Raw genomic sequence first — 23,589 nt, forward strand, 5'->3', positions numbered from 1 at the left:
ATTGCTATGATTAGACACACTACCAGTTGTGATGGTAGCCCACGATGCCGTTTTTCTTTGGCTTTGGCTTTGAGAATAGCTGCTTCTATTTCTGTTGATGGAACCGCTACCTCTATTGCTTTAAATATCTCGCTACTTTTTAGCTTGGGAGATTCTAATAATAATTTTTTGTACGGCACTATACTTGATTTACTTTTTTATACATCATACTTAGTGTACCACTTGTTCGACCTTAAGTAAACCGTATTGAATTATGAGCAATTATCATCAGACAAGATTTGTTCCATAGGCTCGGGAGCGGTGGAATCGGCTGTCAAACAAATAGATAGAAGGTTGAAAATTTCGGGAGCTCAATGGTTGAAAAAAATGTCATAACAAGATGCTAAAACTTCGTTGTGCTTACCTCAACGATCTCTTGGCTATTTGAGGCTTTTTCAAAACCGGGATGCTCCCAAGCATGACCGCAGTGAATATAAGATTATAACTAATAACTTATATGCGGTCATGCTTCGCCCTCTTCAAAAACCAGATGCACCCGAAAAAGCGACAATTTTACAGATCCGCACCTTACACATGAGACTAAAGTGTCTCACTCCGCGCAACAATTGTCGTGTAGCAAGAGTTTTTATAAATAATATTAGATAGAGTTGAGAATATAAGTATTGTTAGACTCAAGTATTCAACGGGATAGTTTGTATGGATAATCTCTCCGAGCTTCTCAAAAAAATCAAGAATAAACCTTCAGTCTATTTGGGCAAGGTGTCAATTAGTTGTCTTCAGGCTTTCTTGTCGGGATACAATGTGGCACAGTATCAGCTTGGCGTACCTCTAAAAGAAGAAAACGCTCTAGATGGCTTTCAAGAATGGATACAGAAAAAATTCAATATTGATTCATCTCAATCATGGGCGAATATAATTCTCTTTTTTTCTCAGGATGAGAAAGATGCTTTAAATAGTTTTTTTGAACTATTTGAAGAGTTTTGTCAAAGTAAGAAGGTTGTCGAATCGGGGAAGGTGCACCGACAAGCAACCTACAGAGATTTGAAATAAATTCATAACCGCAGACATCCGCGCTCATCCGCGTGCATCTGCGGTTAAAAATTCCCAAATCTAAGCCATCACCATGCCGCCATCGACATTAAAAACTTGCCCGGTAATATAAGCCGCCGCCGCATCCGCCGCCAAAAACTTCACCATCCCCGCAACTTCCTCAACTTCGCCGTATCTTCCCAGCGGAATGTACTTTAAAATCTCGTCAGATTTGACATCCTTTGTCATATCTGTGGTGATAAAACCCGGTGCAACTGCATTCACAGTAATCGCGCGACTTGCCAATTCTTTCGCCACAGTTTTAGTAAATCCAATGACTCCAGCTTTCGCCGCACTGTAATTAGCTTGTCCGGGATTTCCCATTTGGCCGGCAACCGAAGCAATATTAATAATTCGGCCGCTGCGCTGTTTCAACATGATTTTGCTGACAGCTTTTGTACACAAAAATACGCCGGTGAGATTCAAATCAATCACTGCTTGCCAATCTTCTAGCTTCATCCGCAGCAGCAAAGTATCGCGGGTGATGCCGGCATTGTTCACCAAAATGTCAATTCGTCCCCATTTTTCCATGACATTACTGATGAGTGCATCCACTTGGTCAGTTTTGGAGACATCTGCTGCAAGGGCCACAGCTTCTCCGCCCGCTGCAATAATTTCTGCTACCGCCTCATCAGCCGCAGCGCTTGAACTGGCATAGTTCACGGCGACTTTAGCGCCTTCTGCTGCGAATGCTAAAGCGCAAGCCCGCCCAATTCCCCGCGACGCACCGGTGACAACGGCAACTTGTCCCTGCAATCGCTGATATGTCTCTGGCAATAATTCCATAATTCTGTCCTCAAAATCTATGCTCACAGAATTCTGCCTTAAAATCGATCCAGAACCAAAAAAATTTATACTGACTTATTGAGTTCAGTTGTCACAATTCCCTACTCGTTAAGCCTTCGGGTATAATGGGCGTCCCTTTACCACATTTTTAAGATGGCAGTTCAAAAACAGTTCAACAGTTTTGAAGAGTTACTATCGAGCTCTGATTTGCCTGTACTGGTAGATTTTTATGCTACTTGGTGCGGGCCTTGTCAGATGATGGTGCCGATTTTGGAGCAGGTGAGCGGTCAGACGAAAGATAAGCTCATGGTTGTTAAGATTGATACGGATAAGTACGAGCAGTTGGCGTCGCAGTTTCACATTTATGCTTTGCCGACTTTGGTGCTGTTCAAAAATGGTGTTGAGGTCGATCGCATTGAGGGAGTATTGCAACCGGCGCAGTTGATCGATCGACTGCAACCTCATTTGTAACCACCGCCGATTATCTCACAGGCTTGGTGCGTCAGCCAATATCTGATACATTATCAACAAAATTGTCGTAGCTGACGCACCCTACCTATGAAAACTCCCAGTCACGCGATTATCAATCTAGCTATTCTGGGTAAACCGCAACAGCCGCAATTTAATCTGATTATTGCGATCGGCGGAATCTTACCCGATATCCCGATATTTTTATTTTACTTTTGGGCGAAGTACATTGCTCGCTTGCCGGAAGCTACAATTTGGTCAAAAGCATATTACGAGCCTGTTGTCCAGAATATTGTGGCTTTGTTTCATTCTATCCCCCTAGCTGCGATCGGCTGGGTAATTGCTTATTATTTTGGCTGGCAAAGCGTGCAAATTTTGTTTCTGAGCATGATTCTGCACTCTTTGGGAGATTTGCCAGTGCATAATGACGACGCTCACCGACACTTTTTCCCGTTCAGTAATTACCGTTTTATCAGCCCGCTTTCTTATTGGGATAGAAATCACTACGGCTCGATCGTTTCTTTTGTTGAAATGTTGCTAGTGTTGCTGTCATCCTATCATGTTTTTGGTTTGATTAACTCTTATGTTGGCAAGGGATTGTTGATTTTAGTTAATTGTTTTTATTTAATTGGATATGTGTTGTTTTACGTGCGGTCTATAATTAAAATTAGTTTTCTGTAGTGTGGAATTATATCCTGAAATTCAAAGGTTCTGCTGTACCTCATCAAGCGTGAGAAGCGCTAGAGATTTATAGTGCTATTTTATGAAGTCGATCTAATACAAACCGTTATTGCACTCGATCGAACGCGATATCAAATCCAGAAAGAGGCGATCTGGAATGTCTAGTTAGGGCTTGCTGAATAATCGATCGCAAACCAATACCAGGAGCGATCGATCTATTCTGATTCTTCGCGTTTGCGTTTTTCAATTTCTGCGATCGGCAACAATAAATTCTCCTCAATTTCTTCTCGCACACTACGGCTAACGTAGCAATCGCTATTGAGGCAATCTAGTAAAAAATTATTAGCATCATAGTATTCTTTAATCATTTCAATCTGCTGTTCGCTGAACTGCCAATCACAACCTAATCCACGATATTTAATCATTATTTTTCTTAGCTGCTCAGTCCAAGTCGATTGTACACTTGTCCAAATTTTCTGAAATTTTTGTTCGTTTTTTTTAGGATCTGGGAAATCAGGCAGATATTTTATAAGTGCTTCCATGTCATTTTTTAATGAATAGCTGAGCTGGTAGTGCTGAACTATATCATTTACAAGATCGGCGAGCGCATTTTTCGGTGAGAACCAACAGCAGTTACTAAAACTAAATAGTCGATATAATGCTACATCGAAGTCTAAACTAAAAATACCTTCCATTCCATCACGCGAAATTCTAAATTTATCCATTAAATCTATAGGTTCATCTTCATAAAAAATATGCAATCCGTAAACACATTCAAGACTAAAGTAAAAAACTCTGAGAGCAACAGGCTGATAAAAATCATCGTTGATTTTTAAAGATTTTAAATATACCCAATACAGAAAGTTTTGCAAGGCAATATCGACAGACATTATAGAATCGACTTTTCTCTTCATCAACAACAGAAATGTAGTTGATTCTGCAAGCATTTCAATAGTTAACAAAAAAACTTCACGCCAGCGAACTTCTGTCAAACGTTCTACTAATTTATTCAGTATTGGATCGTCTATTGATGAAAAATTGCATTGAGCAACAATATATTTTGCAGTAAAGTATTCATGGAACGTTAGGTGCGAGAAGGAATAGATGCTACGGGCGCGTTCCACAAATAAGCCATGCTGTGCCTCAATAGATTTTAGGACAACTTCACTGTCTAGATCGAGGGTTTGCTCATCAGTGCTAGCTCCGGGTAGGTTTTCAATGAATTCGCGGATTTGAAGCTCAATACCTTTTTGCTTGAAGAAGTAATTTCCAGCTTCAAAAGTACGATAGGCAATCTGGCTGAGTAAGTCTTCTTTGCGTTTCAGGGACAACTTTTTGTAGACTTCATCGCGATCGATATTGCGTTTGATGTCCCATTTTTTTAGCAACACATCTACCCCGTTTTGATAGAGTTCGGCACGGTTGGCGGGAAAATCACCAGAATCTTCAAACACTAAGCAAAGCAGAGTAAGCAGCAATGGATTGCTTGCCAGTTCGTAGATAGGTGAGTTTTCTATCAGTTTTTGGATAAAGCGATCTGCTTTGACTGCATCCTGTTTGCAGTGAAACCATTTTTTGGAGAAGTCGGCAATCTGAACATCATCAAAATCGGCAACTTCAACTTCTGTAAACTGTTGGAAAGTGTATTCGCGAGCAGCGATGCGGCAGGTGATAACAAAGGCATTGCGGGAGTAGTTATCGGCGAATTGCTGAATTTGGCGCAGGACTCGCTTAGCATCAGTTTCGCGCACTTCATCTAATCCATCCAGGAAGATTAGAGTGCGTCCGTTTTCTAAGATTTGTTGAGTGGGTGTTGGAGTTTGTAAGGATGAAAAATTTTTGATTTCTGCGGGAGACGAAATTAATGAATTAATGTATGATATCAAGTCTGGTTGTCCATCAGCTTCAGCAAAATCTTTGAGAGTGATGAAAATAGGAACGCGATGAACTTGGAGTACGCTGCCAATACATTGAATTGCCAAATGCTTGAGGAAAGTAGTTTTTCCTGCACCTGGTTTTCCAAGGATCATCAGTTTGTTGTGTTTTTCAATAGCTTTTAATCCCGGAACACGCTGCTCTTTAACAGATCCAAGGCTAAAGCGATCGAACTCTTGTGGTGAAACTTGTTGTGGTAGTTGAGAAAGCTGTAGTCGTTTGCGTCCAGTAATTTTTTCTAGAATGTTGACGTGGGTATAAATGTCGTTAAGTCCGATTGGTTGGTTCATGTCTAACACGCGCATCGTGCCACAACGTTCTTGAATGATTGGACGAATGCGCTGGCGCATCTCTTCCACCAACTCATCAATCCCACTTACATTGTTGCTGAAACATAAAGTTTCAGAAAAGTTTGATTTCTGATATTCATTCAGTAGGAAATCGTGCAGTTTTCGGAGTTTACCCGGTCCTTTACCACCTATGCTGAACTTTCTATACACTCCGTTCATCCGGGTTCCAAATGCGGATTCCGAGATAAACATAGTTTCTGCAATCTCTAAATTACTTTCCTTGCCACTAAAACGTGCAACGAAAGCTTCCTCTTGTTCAGGAGAGAGGTCATACTTCTTAGCTAGTTTGGCAAGAAACTCACGCGGGAATGACTGCATTGATTGAAATTAAAGCTTTACAGCTATTCTAGCCACTACTTTGCGATTCTTGGAGACAAGTCAGTCAAAGTCAGCCAAAGTCAGCCTAATGTTTGGATGAAATCTCTCAAATCCTCTTGGGACAGTGGGTTTATGCAATTCACAAGAGGTCTAAGCGATGTCTGGCAACAACAAAAAGAAATGGCTTAAGGTAATCGAGTTTGCTATGGTAGGCATTGCTACTTGGCTCAATCCCCATGCAGGATTTTTGCTCTTTCTGCTCCGGTTTTGCTTTCAAATCCTGGCAGCGTTACAGAAAGATGAGCAGAGTGAAACAGACACAAGCAAACTAACAAGCCTGCACTTGCGCGATCGCAAGTAATACTAAGGGGGAGCGATCGCGTGCAGGTCGCTTCCTCATATTTCACTTACATTAAAATAGAAAAAGACATTTCAGATCGATTCAAGCGATATCTCGATCTTTAACAATTTCCCAATTTCTAATTGTTAACTGCGCCGAATATTAAAACAGCACCAATCTTCGCGCTTCCACAGAGTAGCGACAATCCAACCGTGTTGTTCGAGAGTGTCTGCAATTGGTTTGGCTTGTTCGAGTAAAATGCCGCTGAGAACTGCCCAAGTTGTGGGCTTGCTAATGGCGGTGAACTGCGGGATTAAATCAATGATTACTTCGGCTAAAATATTGCACATCAAACCGTCGATCGGGCCGCCCGTCATTTCGATCAGCCGATCGATACTTCCGAGTTCTGCCACCAACTGCTGCGGGTTAACGCGGTTGAGTTGTCGGTTGCTGATGGTCGATCGCACTGCCAAAGGATCTGTATCCAGAGCATAAACCTTTGTGGCGCCCAGCAACACCGCGCCGATCGACAAAATACCCGATCCGCAGCCGATATCAGCAACTACACATTCTTTGTCGTCAAAACCGAGGCGCATTTCCAGCGACTCCAGACAGAGTTGAGTCGTAGCGTGAGCACCCGTACCGAAAGCAACACCGGGATCTAAACGCAAGATTACGCGATCGGTATCAGTCGGTGGGGGAAGCCAAGCCGGATTAATTAAAAAGCGATCGCCCACTTCTTGAGGCTGCCACTGCTGCTTCCAAGTGCTCCCCCAGTCTTCATCCTCTATCAAATCCCACTGCATCGCAGGTAAGGGCAAACCCGCACACAAAGCATCTTGCCGCAGCCACAAAGACAGGGCCGCCAAATCCAACAATCCCGCTTGTTCCTCGGGCAAATAAGCCGACATCAGGCAGGAATTGCTTTTAATCTGAGTGGCAGTTCCCCGACAGTTAAACCGTTCCAGGCGCCAAAAGATGATATCTTCCAGCGCCGGATCGCAAAGAATTCTAATTTCCCACCAGCTATGTGCCATGACTATTTTAGATTTTAGATTTTAGATTTTAGATTCGCCCGTCAGGAACTGGATACTGGGAACTGAAGAGTGAGAAATGACGATTGACTAATAGAAAAATTCCAACTTTTTTGCCAATTAACAATGACCAATCACTTATTACCAATTATTCAGTCCTTGCATCCAAAATCTAAACCCCCCAAATCCTTCAAAGAGTTAGCGTCTAACGATTTTAGATTTTAGATTTTAGATTTTAGATTGTGGGAACCTAAAATCTAAAATCCTTCAAATAGTTACCGTTTAACGATTTTAGATTTTAGATTGTGGGAACCTAAAATCTAATCTAAAATCCTTCAAATAGTTACCGTTTAACGATTTTAGATTTTAGATTGTGGGAACCTAAACTCCAAAATCTTTCAAAGAGTTACCGTTTAACGATTTTAGATTTTAGATTGGGGAACCTGAAAAATCTAAAATCCTTTAAAGATTCACCGTGTAAGCATCCCGAATCCCAGGAACTTTCATAATTTCAGCCAATATACCCTCTGGTAGAGGGTCATCAAGGCTCAAAACCATCACTGCATCGCCTCGCACGATTTTACGGCCTACTTGCATACTGGCAATATTGACATTAAAACTGCCCAATTGGGAACCAATTTTTCCAATAATCCCCGGCATATCGCGGTGCAAGGTAAACAGCATATGGTGCGTCGGGCAAACGTTGACTGGGAAATCGTCAACGCTGGTAATCCGAATTTCGCTTTCGCCGAGGACTGCACCCGTGACTGTGTGTTCGCCGAGAGTTCCCTTAGCACAGAGGCGTAGAGAGCCTGTGTAGTCGCGAATTGAGGCGTCTCTGGTTTCCACGACGCGAATTCCGCGTTCTTTGGCTTCAATGCTGGCGTTGACGTAGTTAACGCGCTCTCGCAGGGCTTGGGAGAGCAGGCCTTTGAGGGAGGCGACGACTACGGGCTGGCTTTGGTTGCTGGCCAATTCGCCTTGGAGTTGGACGTTGAGGTAATCAACTCTGCCTCCGGCTAGCTGGCTGACGAGGTTGCCGAGGGTTTCGGCGAGTTGCAGGTAGGGTTTGAGTTTTTCGATCGAGTCTGGGTAAATTCCTGGGATGTTAACAGCCGATCGCGCCGGCAGTCCCAACAGCACATCGCGAATTTGTTCGGCAACGTCGATCGCCACATTCACCTGAGCTTCAGCCGTAGAAGCTCCCAAGTGAGGCGTCAGCACGATGTTTTGGCCGACATTTCGCAACGGAGAATCAGCTTCCAGCGGCTCATGTTCGTAAACATCGATCGCTGCACCGGCGATCTGGCCTGATTTGATCGCTTCTGCCAGGGCTGCTTCGTCGATGATGCCACCTCTGGCGCAATTAATTATCCTGGCCGTGGGCTTCATCTTTGACAGCACATCAGCGTTAATTAAGTGCAGAGTTTCCGGCGTTTTGGGGATGTGCAGGGTGATGTAGTCGGATTCGCGCATCAACAGTTCGAGCTCTACCAAGCGGCAGCCCAACTGTTCGGCTCTTTCGGTGGAGATGAAGGGATCGTAAGCGAGCAGTTTCATGCCCATTGCTTTGGCTGCGGTGGCGAGGTGGGAGCCGATTTTGCCCAAACCGACGATACCGAGGGTTTTTTTGTAAACTTCTACGCCGATAAAGCGGTTGCGCTCCCATTTACCGCTTTTTACAGAGGCGTTGGCTTCGGGGATGTGGCGGGACATCGAGAGCATCATGGCGATCGCGTGTTCGGCTGCTGCGATCGTGTTGCCTTCGGGGGAGTTGACGACTACAATTCCTTTGCGGGTAGCGGCGGGTACATCGACATTATCTACGCCAACGCCCGCTCTACCGATGATTTTTAGTAGATTTCCGGCTTCAATGATTTCTTTGGTAACTTGGGTGCCAGAACGGATCATTAAAGCATCGTAATCTGGAATAATTCGCACGAGCTCTTCGGCTGAGAGTCCTGTGTTTACGTCAACTTGTGCGACTTGGGAGAGGATGTCAATTCCGGCTTGGTCGATCGGATCGGATACTAGAACTTTAGGCATAGCAAGCAATTGAGTGCAATAGTAAAAATAGCCCTGTTGGCGAGCTCAAAGTTGAGACTTATGACTTAGAGCAGAATCTAACAGCTCAGCTCAAGCTTGCCTTTGTGCAGTTTGAATTGTATCCGTATTCGGTCAAGGTCGGTCATTTTTGCGTGAAATATTTTACCTTTGCGGGCGATCGTCCTGGGCGATCGTCTTAAAAACGCCCAATTGCTTAGCTAGCAAGTCTTTTCAGGCTATAATAAATTCCGGATATTGAAGCCTAACTATCAGGAATTATTTTGATGAATTATCTTATCGCCGTACTGCCCGATCGAATGCAAGCCGAAGCTGCCTATTGCGCCCTCGAAAAAGAAGGCTTACCCATGAAGCAAGTCAGCATTTTGGGACGCGGCTACAAAACTGCTGATGAATTTGGCTTAATCGATCCCAACCAGCAAGCAAAGAAACAAGCTAAACTCATGGCTGTTTGGCTGATACCGTTTGGCTTTATTGCCGGCGTTACCTTCAGCTTGATGACAGAGTTAAAGACTTTTGCATGGGCGGGCGAAATTGGCGATCACGCGATCGGCGGAGTGCTAGGTGCGATCGCGGCCGGAATGGGCAGCGTTTTTGTCGGCGGTGCGGGAGGAATGGCTTTTGGTAGCGGCGATGCTTTGCCCTATCGCAACCGTTTGAATGCGGGCAAATTTTTGATTGCAGTTAAAGGTACTGACGCTTTAACCGAGAAAGCTGCTGATGTTTTGCAGCAGTTTGAACCGGAAAATATGCAAGGTTATACAGAAAGTTAATTGTCATCTGCGTTCATCTGCGTTCATCTGCGGTTAAAACTTCCAAGTTAGTATTATGGCAACCGGTGCATCTGGGTTTGGCAAATATGTGTGTAGGGGCGAAGCATGACCGCAGAAAATAGGAGATTATAACTAATAACTTATATGCGGTCATGCTTCGCCCTCTTCAAAACCCAGATGCACCCTAGGTAAAAATCTAATATTGACTTGAATTCAAGTTTTTTACCAGAATATTTGACCTTACTTGATATTTGGAGAAACCGATGGAAGTTCCAACGATAGCCTTATCTTCTCCCCTAGAATTGACAATTGATCTAACTGACGAACAATTTTTTAATTTGTGTCAAGAAAACCGAGATTTGAGATTTGAGCGTACTTCTAGTGGAGGATTAATTATTATGTCGCCTACTGGTAGCGAGACTGGTAATCGCAACATTGACTTATCCTATCAACTTCAATCTTGGAGCCGTCAAAATAAACATTTGGGAATTGCGTTTGATTCTTCTAGCGGATTTAAACTGCCAGATGGTACTGATATTTCTCCCGATGCTGCTTGGATTCGGCGCGACAGATGGGATGCTTTAACTTCCGAAGAAAAAGAGAAATTTGCACCAATTTGTCCCGATTTTGTGGTGGAATTGCGATCGACTACCGATTCCCTAGAAAAATTGCGAGCTAAAATGAGATTGTACATGAAAAATGGAGCTCGTTTGGGCTGGTTGCTCGATCGCAAAAATCGGCAAGTAGAAATCTCCCGTCAAGGTAAAGAAGTAGAAATTTTAGATGCACCTCGAACTGTCTCAGGTGAAGATGTACTGCCCGGTTTTGTGTTGGATTTAACTGAGATTTTCTAGATGTGTAAGAAGACTCGGCGTTTGAAACCGCGTCTATACAAGCAAAACCTGCCGACGCAGGTTAAAGACGACTCGGCGGTTGAAACCGCGTCTATACAAGCAAAACCTGCCGACGCAGGTTAAAGACGACTCGGCGGTTGAAACCGCGTCTATACAGGCAAAACCTGCCGACGCAGGTTAAAGATAGCGCGGTAAAATTACGTTATTATCTTTAGTCCCTCTGAGCTCAGACATTGTTTGTATAAACCAGGTTTCAACCGTACTTCCTATTTTTTGACTAACTTATGATATGATACGATGCCAAAGGTTGCGTTTGGTATAACCTATGAAAATCCTCCACGGCACTTGGATTCCTCAAACAGAAGAGAGTTTTGTTCAAGCTGGAACGTTTTATATTTGGGTTGAAACCACTGAAATAAAAAAACAGCCTGCTAAGGTTCATCCCCGACAATTGGAGACGGCAGAGTTAACAGAGTTTCTAACGAAAGAAGCCGGGATTCAACTGCCACCAGTCAGCAATACAAGTGGGATGGGACTAGAATATGCGATCGCCCCTCGGTACTTTTTACTCCCCACTGCCAATAACCAGCCGTTACCATCTTTAGAGTTAGCGCGATATTTAGAGACAGAATTACCCGAAACATTTGAGTTGGAGTATTGGGAAGTCGATTGTGTGTCCATCGCCACCCACACTTTGACTAAAGTATTGAACGATTTGCATTTTTTTGCCCTCTACGATTTAGCAGAAGTTCAGTTTGGTTCAGATTTGCTGTTTTGGTATCACTACACCCAATTTTTTAAGCAAATTGTTCTGAAAGATCATTATATTCCAGCGTTGCGCTACCGAGAAACTGCTCCGATCGCGATCGCACCCATCGAAACATCGGAACCCGCTGAGAAAGCCACGCGCGGGCGCAAGAAAGCGGGTGAAACAAAAACAACCGCAAAGACTGCAAAAGCTCCAAAAACACCTGCCAAAATTGCACCCAGCTTTGAGATTTATCCGGGATGGGAAATTGTTTCAGCGCAGTACGAAACAGAGTTACAACGCTATGTTGAATGGATGCCTTTAGTTTGCGCGTCCGGTTTTCGGAAGATGCAGCTACAAGATACACCAAAGTTCTACGATCGCGAAACATTGCTGCGTAATTTTTCAGAATGTGCGATCGCCGAAATTGTCACTCAAACCCCCATCCCAGCATCGTTTGAGAATAAAATTGCCGATTCTTTACTGCAAATCTGCCTCAACCAAACACGAAAAATCGCGCGAGTCAGCCTTGAACAATACCGGCAATGGCAAACCTGGCGCGATCGCATTACGCGCAATCAATCTGCTGACTCATTCTCCCTCTGCTTTCAACTACAATCCCCCGAAAACCCCGAACAGCCTTGGGTTTTAGAGTTTCAGGTGGCGGCAAAACAAGACCCATCTCTGCGGGTGCCGTTGCAGGATTATTGGCGATCGCGATCGACTCAACAAAAACAGTTGCAAACACAATTCGGCGACAACTTTGAGCAACATTTGCTAACAAATCTCGGCTACGCTGCGCGCATTTATCCCCAACTTTGGCAGGGGCTAGAAACCGACAAACCCGCTCACATTTCCCTCAACGTAGACGATGCTTTTACCTTCCTCAGCGAGTCCGCTTGGGTATTAGAAGATGCCGGATATAAAGTCATTGTCCCCGCTTGGTGGACGCCGAAGGGACGACAGCGGGCAAAGATTCGCCTGCAAGTCAAAGGGAAGGGCAGCAAAAGCGCTGCAATCAAGGGCAAGGGATTGTTTTCGGCAGATTCCTTGGTGGAATATCAGTATGAATTGGCGATCGGAGGCGAACGGGTTAGCGAACAAGAATGGCAGGCGTTAGTTAATAGTAAAACGCCGTTGGTACAGTTCCGAGGACAATGGATGGAACTGGACAAAGATAAAATGCAGGAGATGCTGAATTTTTGGCAAAAACATCGCGAAGAGAATCCCGATGTCAGCTTGATTGACTTTATGAAGTTGACGGCAGAAGGAGAAGCTAGTGAAGATTTGGAGGTGGAGCGCGATCGGGCTTTATCGGATATGTTGGAGAAGCTGCACGATAAGAGTAGGTTAGAGTTAATTGCAGATCCAGTAAGGTTTCAAGGCAAACTCCGGGATTATCAAAAACGCGGTGTTTCTTGGTTGAGTTATTTGGAAAGTTTGGGATTAAATGGCTGTCTTGCCGACGATATGGGTTTGGGTAAATCGGCGCAGGTAATTGCTCGATTATTGCAAGAAAGAGAAGTTTTATCCACTAGCAAAGAGACGGAAAAAGCGATCGCACCGTCGTCGGTTTTACCCACGCTGCTAATTGCGCCCACTTCCGTAGTCGGCAACTGGCAGAAGGAAATGGAAAAGTTTGCTCCAGAATTGCGATCGCTGATTCACCACGGCCCTCAACGTTTGCAAGATGCCAAAGCATTTAAAGCCGCCGTCCAAGATTGCGATATGTTGATTACTTCCTTTACCTTGGCGCGCAAAGATGAGAAGCTGTTGAGCAGCGTAGCGTGGCATCGGCTGGTAATTGATGAAGCGCAGAATATTAAAAATCCGAAAGCGGCGCAAACCAAGGCGATTTTAAAGTTACCCGCTACCCATCGACTAGCATTGACTGGAACACCTGTAGAAAATCGCTTGTTAGATTTATGGTCAATTTTTAATTTCCTCAATCCCGGATATTTGGGGAAAGAGGCGCAGTTTCGGAAAATGTTTGAATTACCGATTCAAAAACATGGGAGTCGCACGCAATCAGCCGCGCTCAAAAAATTAGTAGAACCTTTTATTCTGCGCCGTCTGAAAACCGATAAGTCAATTATTCAGGATCTCCCCGACAAAGTTGAGCAAAAACTCTACTGCAATCTCACCCGCGAGCAAGCTTCGCTTTATGAAGCCATTGTGAAAGAGGTAGAGCAAGAAATTGACGCGGCTGAAGGAATGAAGCGCAAGGGGATGATTTTGGCGACGCTGCTGAAGTTGAAGCAAATTTGCAATCATCCCCGCCAGTTTTTGCAGGATGAAAGTGAGTTTACACCAGAGCGATCGCACAAACTGGAACGGCTGATCGAGATGATTGAGGAAGTCAAAGCCGAAGGCGAAAGTTTATTGGTGTTTACGCAGTTTACCGAATTGGGAAGCGCGTTAGAAAAATACATCAAACACACGCTACATTATAACACTTATTACATCCACGGCGGAACGAGTCGCGAAAAACGGGAACGGATGATTTCAGAGTTTCAAGATCCAGAATCAGAACCTTCGGTATTTATTCTATCACTGAAGGCCGGCGGTGTGGGAATTACCCTGACAAAAGCCAATCATGTATTTCATTTCGATCGCTGGTGGAATCCGGCGGTGGAAGATCAGGCGACGGATCGGGCGTTTCGGATTGGACAGGAAAAAAATGTGTTTGTGCATAAGTTTGTGGCAATTGGCACTTTGGAAGAAAAGATTGACCAAATGATTGAGGACAAAAAGAAATTGGCAGGTTCAATTATTGGTGCTGATGAATCGTGGCTGACTGAGTTGGATAATGAGGCATTTAAAAAGTTAATTAGGCTCAATAAAAATGCAGTTTTAGATTAGGATAAAATCAAAAATATGTCACAATTTACTCGGACTTGGTGGGGTAATGAATTTATCAGCGCGTTGGAAAGATTTACCGATTCTGGGCGTCTCGGGCGGGGACGTTCCTATGCACGAAATGGTAAGGTAAAGAGCTTTAAAATGAATGATGGCTTAGTGATGGCAGAAGTCAGGGGTTCGGTTAATCCTTATTTTGGGGTTTATAAGGAGCCGCTGTACAAAACTAAAATTGAGTTTGAGCCGATTAGTCAGGAAAAGTGGAAATTGGCGATCGCCCAAATGGCATCAAAAGCCAGCTTCATTTCCCGCTTGCTGCTCAACGAAATGCCCGACAACATTGAAAAGGCTTTCTCACCCCTCGGATTGCACCTGTTACCCAGCAGCCGTGAGGACTTTAAAACCACTTGCTCTTGCCCAGACTATAGCAATCCCTGCAAACATATTGCCGGAGTCTATTATCTGGTGGCGGCCGAATTGGACAAAGATCCATTTTTGCTGTTTGAATTACGGGGGCTTTCTAAGGAAGTGCTGCACCGCGAATTGGCAAAAACGCCTTTGGGCTTGGCGCTTTCTGCCGAGTTGACGGCGGATGCAGCGGCCCCTGTGGCGGTGGATTCCTATTACACGCAGGCGATCGCCAATGAAGCGCAAACTGTCAGCCTGAGAGAGTTTTGGCACGGTGCGAAGCGGTTGCCGCAGACGATTGATGTGGGGGTGCAAAGTGGCGTAAGTGCGATCGTGGTGAAAAAGCAGGGAGATTTTCCGTCGTTTTGGCAGAAAGATGGTTCGTTTATTGAGGCGATGGAAGAGCTCTATATGCGGGTGAAGACGAAGAATAAACTGTAAAATTTGACAATGCGCGATTGCTGATTAACATCATGTCCGGTAGCGCAATAAACAAGGTTCGTAGTGCGGACTTCAGTCCGCTCTTAAAATGCGGACTGAAGTCCGCACTACCAACCATTTTTGTTAAGGTAATCGACCGGAAATGATATGAATTAACTTCTACAGAAAGACTCAAAGGCGCAAAAAATCTGTTTTCGGCAAAGACTAAAAAATGTATATTCATACTCAAGTTCAGTAATGCAAAATCTGTTAACTACTCTAGAGCGCGTGCCGAATAAGCTGCTGCAAAAAATTGGCAGCCGACAAGTCTGAACATCGCTCCGTATAGTTGGGATTTTGTGCAGCCTGTTCGCGATTTGTCACTAAAAAACAAGCAGCCGTGAAATGCCTTTCCCGCACCATCTTCTGACAAAAAAGTTCGTAGCGTTGAGCATAGCTTGCTCCTCTAAACTCCGGCAAAACCGCGAAATGCGGTTCGGCAACCTGCACCGATGCGCGCGAGGCCGGACTGTCTTCTAAAACAAACAGATATCCTAACCACGGTGGCGCAGGTGCTTCGCCAAACACTCCTTCCCGGTAAGCTGTCCAGATGTCGAGAGCCGCCCCCATTGCTTCTTCTGTGCGGTTGTTGAAGTTATTGCCAAAGCTGCCAACCTGACTTTTCAACTCGATGACTACCTTGAGTTGCCGCTTTTCTGGGTCTAAAACTAGAAAATCATACATCTTCGTCGGCCGAAAAAAGCCCGGTATGACAGTTAGGCTTTTCTTAACGTGGATGTGGTTTTGGGGAACACCCGCAGCCAGCAGGAAATTCGTCAGGGTGAGGATGAAACCGTCCATCTGTTTGCCTCCTGTCACCGCGCTACGATCGCCTCGATCTACTTTGCCTGCTAGCACCTGGGCTTGTGCTTGAGCAATTCGGGTATCCCAGAAGCCCTGCACCGCTTCCCGGAACACATCATTGGGGATGATGGGCGACTGTCCGGTCATTCGACAACCTCCGCCATCAATCCCTCATAGACTACGCGCAAGCCATAGGTTTCTTGCATCCGTTTCAGCGCCATTTGATGGTAATTTGGCTCAACATCTACCCCAATACTGTTGCGTCCCCAGTTGGCCGCGGCGACGCAAGTTGTGCCCGTCCCCATAAACGGGTCAAGTACCGTGTCCCCCGCAAACGAAAACATCCGCACCAGCCTTTCTGCTAGTTCCAAAGGATACGGGGCGGGGTGTTGCTTGGTGGAAGCGCCTTTGATATCCTGCCAAATTTGTTGAAACCACTGCCGGTGCAGAGTTTCCGGTATTACGGACAATACCCGTGCTGTCAGGCTGGGACTGCGGTAGCCACCCGGTTTGCGCTGCATTAGGATAAATTCGATGTCATTTTTGATGACACCTCCGGGCTCGTAGGGTTTACCGAGAAAACTGGTGCCATTTCCTGCTGATTCTAGGGAAGCATTGGCGATTTTGTACCAGATAATCGGTGCGAGGTTATCAAATCCCAGATGGCGGCAGTTTTCCTGAATGCTGGCGTGCAGGGGAAATACCATGTGTCTGCCAAAACGCCGGCGCGCAACACAGACATCGCCCACCACAATCACCAGCCGTCCGCCGGGGACTAAAACGCGCCATATTTGCTCCCATACTCGATCGAGCTCTTGCAAAAACTGTTCGTAGTCTGCTATTTCCCCAAGCTGGTTTGGGTTTTTAAGATATTCTTTTAAATTCCAGTACGGGGGTGATGTGACTACCAGATGCACGCTTTCATCGGGAATATGTGTCAAGTTTCGGCTATCGCCCTGTAGCAGGGAATGGAAAGATGGCAACCCCTGCACCCGATGTTGAATTTCCTGGATCAACGCTGCATTTTTGCTAATAGCAGGAATGGCGCGCTGTTCGTCTGCTGCTAGTAATGTCGCTGCTTCCTCGGGTACAAGGGTTTTATCCTGTAGCGCTTGTTTCAACGGTTCGGCTAATTCGTGAGACAGAAACCGCGTTGAAATATTAACCTTGCTTAAACTCGAAGACTTCATACATTTGGTCGAACAATCATGTTCATCATATCAGCTTTAGCAGCAATAAAAATTATCATATCCTGAAGAAAAACCAAACCTACTGTTGCAGAGATTATTTGAATTAGGATAACTTTCGCTTTGGTCTATGGATTTGAGTGCGGGATGAAGCTTGACTGAGCATCCCAAAATCCCCGTGCTTGGAAATCGGCGACTGGTACCAGCAACATAAGTCGAAACTGTCCGGATCGCCATTACCTATCTGCGAACTATGATTGTATCAAGGTCTCTTAGACCGTCACAAAACTTAGTTCATCCCATCCTCGTTTTATGGTAATTTTTACCTATATGTTACTAAAAAACAAGGGTAAAATTTGATAAATGGTGAAAATCATGAAACCTTCCCTTCCCCAAGACGATGCGAATAAACAAAAGCGCAGCGATTTCTTAAGTCGCGAGCAACAAGCTTACCAGTTTGACTATAACAGTTTATCACCTTTGGCATTATTGAAAACCGTGCCAGCGAATGAGAATTTTTCAAGCGATTATATTGGAGAACGCATAATAGCAACCTCTGAACTTGCTGTAAATATGTTGGCAGTCCGGGCGAGATCTTTTCTAGATCCTCTCGACGAACTCCAAGATTATGAAGACTTCTTTCCCGTACTGCGGTTGCCTCAAGTTGCCAAGGCTTACCAAACCGATCGCTCTTTTGCCGAACAGCGGTTGTCTGGGGCAAATCCGATGGTACTTCGTCTCTTAAGTGCCACCGATCCTCGGGCAGAAATCATCACAAAACTGGACAGCAAGCAGCCATTATTGGAACTCCCCAAACTGTTACGGGAAAAAAGTATTTACATTGCCGACTACACAGGTACAGATCCAAACTATCGCGCACCTTCTCGAATTCAGGGAGGCACCTACGAAAAGGGCAGGAAATACTTGCCGAAACCTCGTGCTTTCTTCGCTTGGCGGTGGACTGGAGTGCGCGATCGCGGTGAACTGGTACCCATTGCGATCCAACTAGACCCCAAACCGGGCAGCCGTGTCTACACGCCGTCTGATCCGCCACTCAATTGGTTATTTGCCAAACTCTGCGTGCAAGTAGCAGATGCCAATCACCACGAAATGAGTTCGCATTTAGGTCGAACCCATCTAGTTATGGAACCAATTGCGATCGTCACAGCGCGACAGTTAGCTGAAAATCATCCCCTCAGCTTATTGCTCAAACCCCACTTTCGCTTCATGTTGACCAACAACAATCTCGCACGCAACCAGTTGATCGCCCCTGGAGGTCCCGTCGATGAGTTGCTGGCAGGAACCTTGCCAGAGACAATAGAGATAGGTAGAGAAGCCTGCACTAACTGGAGTCTGGATCAATTTGCCTTCCCAACCGAACTCAAAAATCGCGGAATGGACAACACAACTCAACTACCTCACTACCCTTACCGAGATGATGGATTGCTGCTGTGGAACGCGATTAAAACCTTTGTCTCCGGCTATCTCAAATACTTTTACCCGACAAAGCAGAAACTTACCGATGATACCGAACTGCAACGCTGGGCCCAAGAATTATCATCGGAGAAAGGGGGTAAAGTCAAAGGAATGCCACAGCGCATTGAGGATGTTGAACAATTGATTGATATTGTCACAACAGTGATTTTTACCTGCGGGCCGCAGCATTCTGCTGTGAATTATACCCAGCATCAATACATGAGTTTTGCTGCCAATATGCCTTTGGCTGCCTACCGCGATATTCCGGCGATTAACAAGTCAGAGACTCCCGAAGTAATTACGGAAATGAAAATTTTACAGTTGCTTCCGCCCTACAAAAAAACTGCCGAACAACTGCAAATTTTGTTTACTCTGTCAGCTTATAAATACGATCGTTTGGGTTATTATGATAAATCTTTCCGAGAACTCTATCGTGCCACCTTCGACGAAGTTTTTGAAGGTACTCCGATCCAACAGTTAGTCAGACAGTTCCAGCAAGATTTGAATGTGGCAGAACAGAAGATAGATCTGAACAATAAAAAGCGATTAGTGCCATATATTGCTCTCAAACCTTCTTTAGTGATCAATAGCATCAGTATCTAATACCTAATTCGCGTGAAAAACCGCTGCTAAAATTCAGTAATTTTTCACTATAAGCTCAATTTTCCGACATCATATAACTATCTAAAATCCGTAGGTGTGCACTGCATACCTACGGATTTTTGACATCGTTAAATTAGCGCTTATATTCTTCGATAATACTGCTATTTACCGACATTTTTCCCAACGAATCAGTGAAGGTGACTTCATCTTTATAATGCCGGGGCGTTTCCATCAGCAACCGCCAAGCTTCCCCAGCATCGATTAAATTCATTCGATTGGGATAGTGAACGTTTAACAACTCTTGCACCATCGGGTAATAGTTGGAGTTAATGCTAGGGAAAATGTGGTGTTCTGTATGGTAAGAGAAATTTAAGTGCAGCAGGTCAAATATTTTAGGAACCCGCAGGGAAGTAGTATTGATCAGCGGGTCATTAATGTTGGTCATCCGGCAACCCATGTGGTTGGTATAGATGTAAAACATTGTGCCTGCGTGACCCAGTGCGATCGGCAAAATGTAGGCAAGAGCAACTTTAATCGGGTTAAAGTCTAGGTAAAACAAGATCCCTAGATGGATTCCCAAGATTCCGAGAGATTCCAAGGCGATCGTCAATCGATCTTTCGGACTAACGGTAAACGCAGCGGGCACGTAATCCACAGATTTATCGTTGAATAACAATACCGATGACACGTTGCGGAAATTGTGCACCAACCACGATCCAGCCATGCCTACAATGAACCACAGGGGACTGACTTCCACCGACGGTACAAATAGATTTTGAATCCATTTTCCCCAAGTATCCGGTTGCTGGAACAGGTAATTGCGATCGGGGTCTGCTAAGGAATTGGTGGTACTATGGTGTACGAGGTTGTGCAGCGATTTCCACTGAGTAGGTGGCATCAATAGCATACTTAGGCCTAAAAAGGCGATCGAATAAGTCAGCCGGGATTTTTTCTGAACGCTGCCGTGCATCAGATCGTGGGAGCTAAATAGCAAAACTATGATACTATTGCCCATAATCGCAGCCAAAGGCAAGTAAAGCCCTAAAAGGTAGACAGGCCAGCGATCGAGGTAGTCAGCAATTCCCCATCCCAGCAATAAAATTCCCAGATTGATTAACAGGATTGTTAATTTGCTAGGATCTGGTTCAAAAGCATTTGGTGGCAGCAGCGGACGCAATTTTTTAACATAAGCCGATTGGTGAATTAGCGTTTCGCGATCGACAGTCTCGTCTAAAGAAATGAGCATTTTTTCTGAATTCATTGTTTGCTAATCACACCAAAATGTTAGTCAGATTGTTTTTTTGACATTTATTAGTATATCATATTTGCCGATAAATTGGTTTCATTAAATCATTTTGTGATGATGTTTATATGTGCGATATAGACAATTTTAAAATCATATTTGGTGTAAAAAACTGCCCAATATCTCCGCTTCGCTTCGGCCAATGCCCATGAGTACCTCATATTTATGAGAAAGGCTATATACCAATACGGTTTACTGATATAGCGCCCTGGGGTAAAATCCTCTGAAAAATAGATACGGAGATTGCTTTCATAAAAGATCGCAAAAGCTAACGTTCCTATCTTCGGACAATCTTAAGTAAACCGTATTGGGCTATATATACTTAAATTAATACCTATTTAAAAAAATATTGATATCAATTATTATTGATTGTCGATAAATTATCTGTCATTTGCATAACTCCGGCTGGAAACCATACTGTGCCATTGGCATAAAGATGAGATGCTCTAATTTCGGTAGTAGCAATATTTTGTATATAGCGGATCAAGCGAAAGATGGGTACGTTGTTGGGAAGAAGGCCCTATACGTTTAAGCGGTTATGTAAGCTATAGCGGATCAAGCGAAAGATTCGCGGACGTTGTTGGGAAGAAGGCCCTCTTAATTTCAGTGGTTATATAACCTGTCAGTCATACCTCACCTTTTTGAGAAAGGCTATATCATTCATACCTCATCTTTTTGATAACGGCTATAATTGGTATAAATTCAACAGGAAAACTGCCAAAGATAACTCAGTTAAAATTCTCCGTTACCTTGAACAATTTCTTTAATTGTTGTCAGCGTATCTAGCCCTATCAATCCCCGACGATAGCCTTTTTGGTTGGACATTCCCAGAAAAATTGCATCTCCCCGATTTTGATAGCGCCAAAACCGAGGGGAGGCATTAATAAAAGTTGAGGCGCTGTTCACATCCAGAGCAAATTGGCGGCTTTCTAAATAAGATTCAGTGGCGATGGCGTCAGCGTGGCCGCTGCTGTAGCGGTTAATCCAGCCGATCGCAATTTCCAAACTATCAACAACTTTAAACGCGATGGTTTTGTTTAAATACGGTTGAGTCCACTCGTAGGGTTCCGCCAGCTTCAAGTCTGGGAAATCTGCGACAAGATCCGCATCTGCGGTAATTTGAAAGCCTTTTTCTTTTAAACTGTTCCACAGCCTGACTAAGGAAGAATGCTTTTGGTTGCGATCGATCAATACTTTCTCGATCGCGTTTACCGGATCGGGCACACTTTGATGGCTGTCCAAAATCATCCACCTTGCCATCTCCAAGCTACCAGTCGGCGACCAATAAAGGTAACAATTGCCCATTGCCGATCGCAACACCGGTGCTGTACAAAGCCTCACCACTTGCTGTACCAAACTCGGCCTGCCGTAGGGAATAATTAAATTGAGATATTGGTCTTGAGTGACCAAATCGCGGATCGAAGCGCCCCGATCCGGTGGCAATACCTGCAAACATCCTGACGGCAAACCGACCTCATCGATCGCCGAAACCAAAGCTTCTCCAATTACAGCATTAGTTTGCCAGCTTTCGCTGCCACCTTTGAGAATCAAGCTGTTAGCGCTTTTGAGACACAAACCGGCCGCGATCGCCCCCAACTCGGGAAACGCCTCGTAAATGAGCGCGATCGCCCCCAGCGGCAACGATTGACAGTACACCTGACAGCGATCGACTTGATAAGAAGCATTGATCACCCTGCCAATTGGATCTGGCATTTCCCCCAAGCGTTGCAAAATTTGGACAGTTGTCTTGATCCGTTCCGGCGTCAGCTTCAGCCAGTCCACAATCAAGTCGGGAATCGCCATGTCGCGACTCGCTTCTAAATCCAGAGTATTGGCTTCTAAAATGTCATTTTGTCGGCGTTTGAGTGCGATCGCCATTGCCTGCAAAGCGGCAGCGCGATCCGTACTTTTGGTTGCCGCCAATTCCAAAGAAGCCTGATAAGCGCGGCGGGCGACATTGGCCCCCTCTGATGAATGACTAAAATCCTCTATTATCATTTAACTAACGCCTGTAAGCCAGCCATACCATTAGCGCCGGCAGCATTGCTAACAGCACAGCGACCATTGCCCACAGAATAATATTCGGGCCCGGAGAGTGCAGCGCCAGGGGCAACCAAATCAATAGCGGCACCAAAATCATCCCCAGGGCCAGCGGCAAGTAGTGCGCCTTCAAACCCGGATGTGCCCTGTGCCACTGGTGCCCCGTCCACCGCCAAGCCTGCTTGTAAGGATAGTTCGTTGATAGTTGCTCGATGACGTGTCCGTTTTCCTCCAATACAAATATTTGCTGACAGCGGTTGCAGCCAAAGGCTTCTGTCAGCGTTATGGGTACGAGACGGCCGCGGCGCCGGCAAGGGCACGGGTACTCATCGTTTAAGTCAATTTTGGGAGCTTTTTGAGATGGCACGAGCGATCGGATAAAAAAAGCGTTTTTGCAAAAATAATCGTTAACATATCCATTTAATCAAACTTTTGATACTCCCGAACCCGAGTCATAGACGGGGATTCTTGAATAGTCCAAAGTCGGGCTTGTCTTCGGCGTTATCAAGCCACCGCTACTAACTCAGTTTGAATTTCTTCAAACATTCCGTATACTTTTGTTTTTTTTTATTTCGTCCTGCCATCACTAGCCAACAGGTACGGTAGGCTCAACATCCTGCCATTATTCGCAATGAGAGCTGTTTCGGATATGGGCCGAATATGCCCGTTGCAGGGATTGCTCCCAACTCAGGATGTTTCAACACGCAGGTGGTTATTCTTACTCGATATTTTTGATGATAACATCAACTTTTGATTAACTCTGTAAAAAATACCTAAAGAAATCTTCAAGACGGTTGAAACCGCTATCGAATTTCCCCATACCTAAAGTCAGGAGCTTGAGTCTCGCTTCCCGGTCAATTCTCCCCAGTCGAGGCTTTTAACTGCCTGTTCCTGACGGTGTTACGCTGCACAACCCTGGACAAACAGGGCATACGCGATAGCAATACTCTCACTATTGATAGAGAGAGCAAAGGAGCCGTCCCTCAAAG

Annotated in this window: 17 protein-coding genes and 1 pseudogene; 9 read left to right on the forward strand and 9 right to left on the reverse strand. The window is 44.9% G+C overall.

Annotated features, from left to right (window positions below; all coding sequences use genetic code 11):
- Positions 1-243 precede the first annotated feature (243 nt).
- A pseudogene (locus JGK07_RS28640) lies at positions 244-427 on the forward strand (ISKra4 family transposase); the annotation flags it as partial.
- A gap of 269 nt (positions 428-696) precedes the next feature.
- Complete coding sequence (locus JGK07_RS28645) at positions 697-1,050, forward strand: hypothetical protein (protein WP_293203582.1); 354 nt, start codon at positions 697-699, stop codon at positions 1,048-1,050.
- Between the two features lie 60 nt (positions 1,051-1,110).
- Here JGK07_RS28645 and fabG read toward each other — a convergent pair whose 3' ends face one another.
- Complete coding sequence (fabG, locus tag JGK07_RS28650; protein ID WP_293186385.1) at positions 1,111-1,875, reverse strand: 3-oxoacyl-[acyl-carrier-protein] reductase; 765 nt, start codon at positions 1,873-1,875, stop codon at positions 1,111-1,113.
- Between the two features lie 153 nt (positions 1,876-2,028).
- Here fabG and trxA point away from each other — a divergent pair, with 153 nt between their 5' ends.
- Both trxA and JGK07_RS28660 read left to right on the forward strand, forming a co-directional pair.
- Positions 2,029-2,346, forward strand: a complete 318-nt coding sequence (gene trxA, locus JGK07_RS28655; protein ID WP_293148879.1) for a thioredoxin — start codon at positions 2,029-2,031, stop codon at positions 2,344-2,346.
- A gap of 87 nt (positions 2,347-2,433) precedes the next feature.
- Positions 2,434-3,024 (forward strand): hypothetical protein, encoded by a 591-nt coding sequence (locus JGK07_RS28660; protein WP_293186384.1) that lies wholly within the window; start codon positions 2,434-2,436, stop codon positions 3,022-3,024.
- Between the two features lie 215 nt (positions 3,025-3,239).
- On the opposite strand, the gene JGK07_RS28665 is transcribed toward JGK07_RS28660, so the two are convergent.
- The 3 genes from JGK07_RS28665 to serA all read right to left on the reverse strand — a co-directional run bounded on the left by JGK07_RS28665 (position 3,240) and on the right by serA (position 9,047).
- The gene (locus JGK07_RS28665; protein ID WP_293186383.1) at positions 3,240-5,627 is read right to left on the reverse strand and encodes an NACHT domain-containing NTPase; all 2,388 of its coding nucleotides are present in this window, start codon (positions 5,625-5,627) and stop codon (positions 3,240-3,242) included.
- A gap of 486 nt (positions 5,628-6,113) precedes the next feature.
- Complete coding sequence (gene prmA, locus JGK07_RS28670; protein ID WP_293186381.1) at positions 6,114-7,004, reverse strand: 50S ribosomal protein L11 methyltransferase; 891 nt, start codon at positions 7,002-7,004, stop codon at positions 6,114-6,116.
- Between the two features lie 459 nt (positions 7,005-7,463).
- Positions 7,464-9,047, reverse strand: a complete 1,584-nt coding sequence (gene serA, locus JGK07_RS28675) for a phosphoglycerate dehydrogenase (protein WP_293186380.1) — start codon at positions 9,045-9,047, stop codon at positions 7,464-7,466.
- 284 nt (positions 9,048-9,331) lie between these two features.
- On the opposite strand from serA, the gene JGK07_RS28680 reads away from it, so the two are divergent.
- The 4 genes from JGK07_RS28680 to JGK07_RS28695 all read left to right on the forward strand — a co-directional run bounded on the left by JGK07_RS28680 (position 9,332) and on the right by JGK07_RS28695 (position 15,148).
- Complete coding sequence (locus JGK07_RS28680; RefSeq protein WP_293186378.1) at positions 9,332-9,838, forward strand: hypothetical protein; 507 nt, start codon at positions 9,332-9,334, stop codon at positions 9,836-9,838.
- 263 nt (positions 9,839-10,101) lie between these two features.
- Positions 10,102-10,692, forward strand: coding sequence for a Uma2 family endonuclease (locus JGK07_RS28685; protein ID WP_293186376.1), 591 nt, complete (start codon positions 10,102-10,104; stop codon positions 10,690-10,692).
- Between the two features lie 325 nt (positions 10,693-11,017).
- Positions 11,018-14,302 carry a DEAD/DEAH box helicase gene (locus JGK07_RS28690; RefSeq protein WP_293225515.1) on the forward strand — a complete coding sequence of 1,095 codons (3,285 nt, stop codon included), beginning with the start codon at positions 11,018-11,020 and terminating at the stop codon, positions 14,300-14,302.
- A 15-nt stretch (positions 14,303-14,317) separates the two neighbouring features.
- On the forward strand, positions 14,318-15,148 hold the full coding sequence (locus tag JGK07_RS28695; RefSeq protein ID WP_293225513.1) for an SWIM zinc finger family protein: 831 nt from the start codon (positions 14,318-14,320) through the stop codon (positions 15,146-15,148).
- 258 nt (positions 15,149-15,406) lie between these two features.
- Here the strand turns inward: JGK07_RS28695 and JGK07_RS28700 are convergent, their stop codons facing one another.
- Positions 15,407-16,138 (reverse strand): PaeR7I family type II restriction endonuclease, encoded by a 732-nt coding sequence (locus JGK07_RS28700; RefSeq protein WP_293186371.1) that lies wholly within the window; start codon positions 16,136-16,138, stop codon positions 15,407-15,409.
- Positions 16,135-17,181, reverse strand: a complete 1,047-nt coding sequence (locus JGK07_RS28705) for a site-specific DNA-methyltransferase (protein ID WP_293186369.1) — start codon at positions 17,179-17,181, stop codon at positions 16,135-16,137. Before JGK07_RS28705 ends, JGK07_RS28700 begins: the two co-directional genes overlap by 4 nt.
- Before the next feature lie 372 nt (positions 17,182-17,553).
- Here JGK07_RS28705 and JGK07_RS28710 point away from each other — a divergent pair, with 372 nt between their 5' ends.
- A complete protein-coding gene (locus JGK07_RS28710; protein WP_293198374.1) occupies positions 17,554-19,257 on the forward strand; it encodes a lipoxygenase family protein in 1,704 nt (567 codons plus the stop codon).
- A gap of 133 nt (positions 19,258-19,390) precedes the next feature.
- On the opposite strand, the gene JGK07_RS28715 is transcribed toward JGK07_RS28710, so the two are convergent.
- The 3 genes from JGK07_RS28715 to JGK07_RS28725 form a co-directional block, all read right to left on the reverse strand.
- Complete coding sequence (locus JGK07_RS28715; protein ID WP_366035307.1) at positions 19,391-20,503, reverse strand: fatty acid desaturase; 1,113 nt, start codon at positions 20,501-20,503, stop codon at positions 19,391-19,393.
- A gap of 789 nt (positions 20,504-21,292) precedes the next feature.
- Positions 21,293-22,558 (reverse strand): glutamate-5-semialdehyde dehydrogenase, encoded by a 1,266-nt coding sequence (locus tag JGK07_RS28720; RefSeq protein WP_293186363.1) that lies wholly within the window; start codon positions 22,556-22,558, stop codon positions 21,293-21,295.
- 4 nt (positions 22,559-22,562) lie between these two features.
- Entirely contained in the window at positions 22,563-22,967 is a 405-nt protein-coding gene (locus JGK07_RS28725) for a hypothetical protein (protein WP_293186361.1), read from the reverse strand.
- Positions 22,968-23,589: the final 622 nt, after the last annotated feature.

It is taken from the genome of Microcoleus sp. PH2017_24_DOB_U_A, assembly GCF_020738205.1.
Lineage (GTDB): Bacteria > Cyanobacteriota > Cyanobacteriia > Cyanobacteriales > Microcoleaceae > Microcoleus.

Bases quoted from the DNA above. Each gene is read 5' to 3' on its own strand.
- JGK07_RS28685 (WP_293186376.1), top strand. From the start codon at position 10,102: ATGGAAGTTCCAACGATAGCCTTATCTTCTCCCCTAGAATTGACAATT.
- JGK07_RS28705 (WP_293186369.1), bottom strand. From the start codon at position 17,181: ATGAAGTCTTCGAGTTTAAGCAAGGTTAATATTTCAACGCGGTTTCTG.
- JGK07_RS28695 (WP_293225513.1), top strand. From the start codon at position 14,318: ATGTCACAATTTACTCGGACTTGGTGGGGTAATGAATTTATCAGCGCG.
- serA (WP_293186380.1), bottom strand. From the start codon at position 9,047: ATGCCTAAAGTTCTAGTATCCGATCCGATCGACCAAGCCGGAATTGAC.
- JGK07_RS28665 (WP_293186383.1), bottom strand. From the start codon at position 5,627: ATGCAGTCATTCCCGCGTGAGTTTCTTGCCAAACTAGCTAAGAAGTAT.
- JGK07_RS28680 (WP_293186378.1), top strand. From the start codon at position 9,332: ATGAATTATCTTATCGCCGTACTGCCCGATCGAATGCAAGCCGAAGCT.
- JGK07_RS28690 (WP_293225515.1), top strand. From the start codon at position 11,018: ATGAAAATCCTCCACGGCACTTGGATTCCTCAAACAGAAGAGAGTTTT.
- JGK07_RS28645 (WP_293203582.1), top strand. From the start codon at position 697: ATGGATAATCTCTCCGAGCTTCTCAAAAAAATCAAGAATAAACCTTCA.
- trxA (WP_293148879.1), top strand. From the start codon at position 2,029: ATGGCAGTTCAAAAACAGTTCAACAGTTTTGAAGAGTTACTATCGAGC.
- JGK07_RS28710 (WP_293198374.1), top strand. From the start codon at position 17,554: ATGAAACCTTCCCTTCCCCAAGACGATGCGAATAAACAAAAGCGCAGC.
- JGK07_RS28700 (WP_293186371.1), bottom strand. From the start codon at position 16,138: ATGACCGGACAGTCGCCCATCATCCCCAATGATGTGTTCCGGGAAGCG.
- JGK07_RS28715 (WP_366035307.1), bottom strand. From the start codon at position 20,503: ATGCTCATTTCTTTAGACGAGACTGTCGATCGCGAAACGCTAATTCAC.
- JGK07_RS28720 (WP_293186363.1), bottom strand. From the start codon at position 22,558: ATGATAATAGAGGATTTTAGTCATTCATCAGAGGGGGCCAATGTCGCC.
- prmA (WP_293186381.1), bottom strand. From the start codon at position 7,004: ATGGCACATAGCTGGTGGGAAATTAGAATTCTTTGCGATCCGGCGCTG.
- JGK07_RS28660 (WP_293186384.1), top strand. From the start codon at position 2,434: ATGAAAACTCCCAGTCACGCGATTATCAATCTAGCTATTCTGGGTAAA.
- fabG (WP_293186385.1), bottom strand. From the start codon at position 1,875: ATGGAATTATTGCCAGAGACATATCAGCGATTGCAGGGACAAGTTGCC.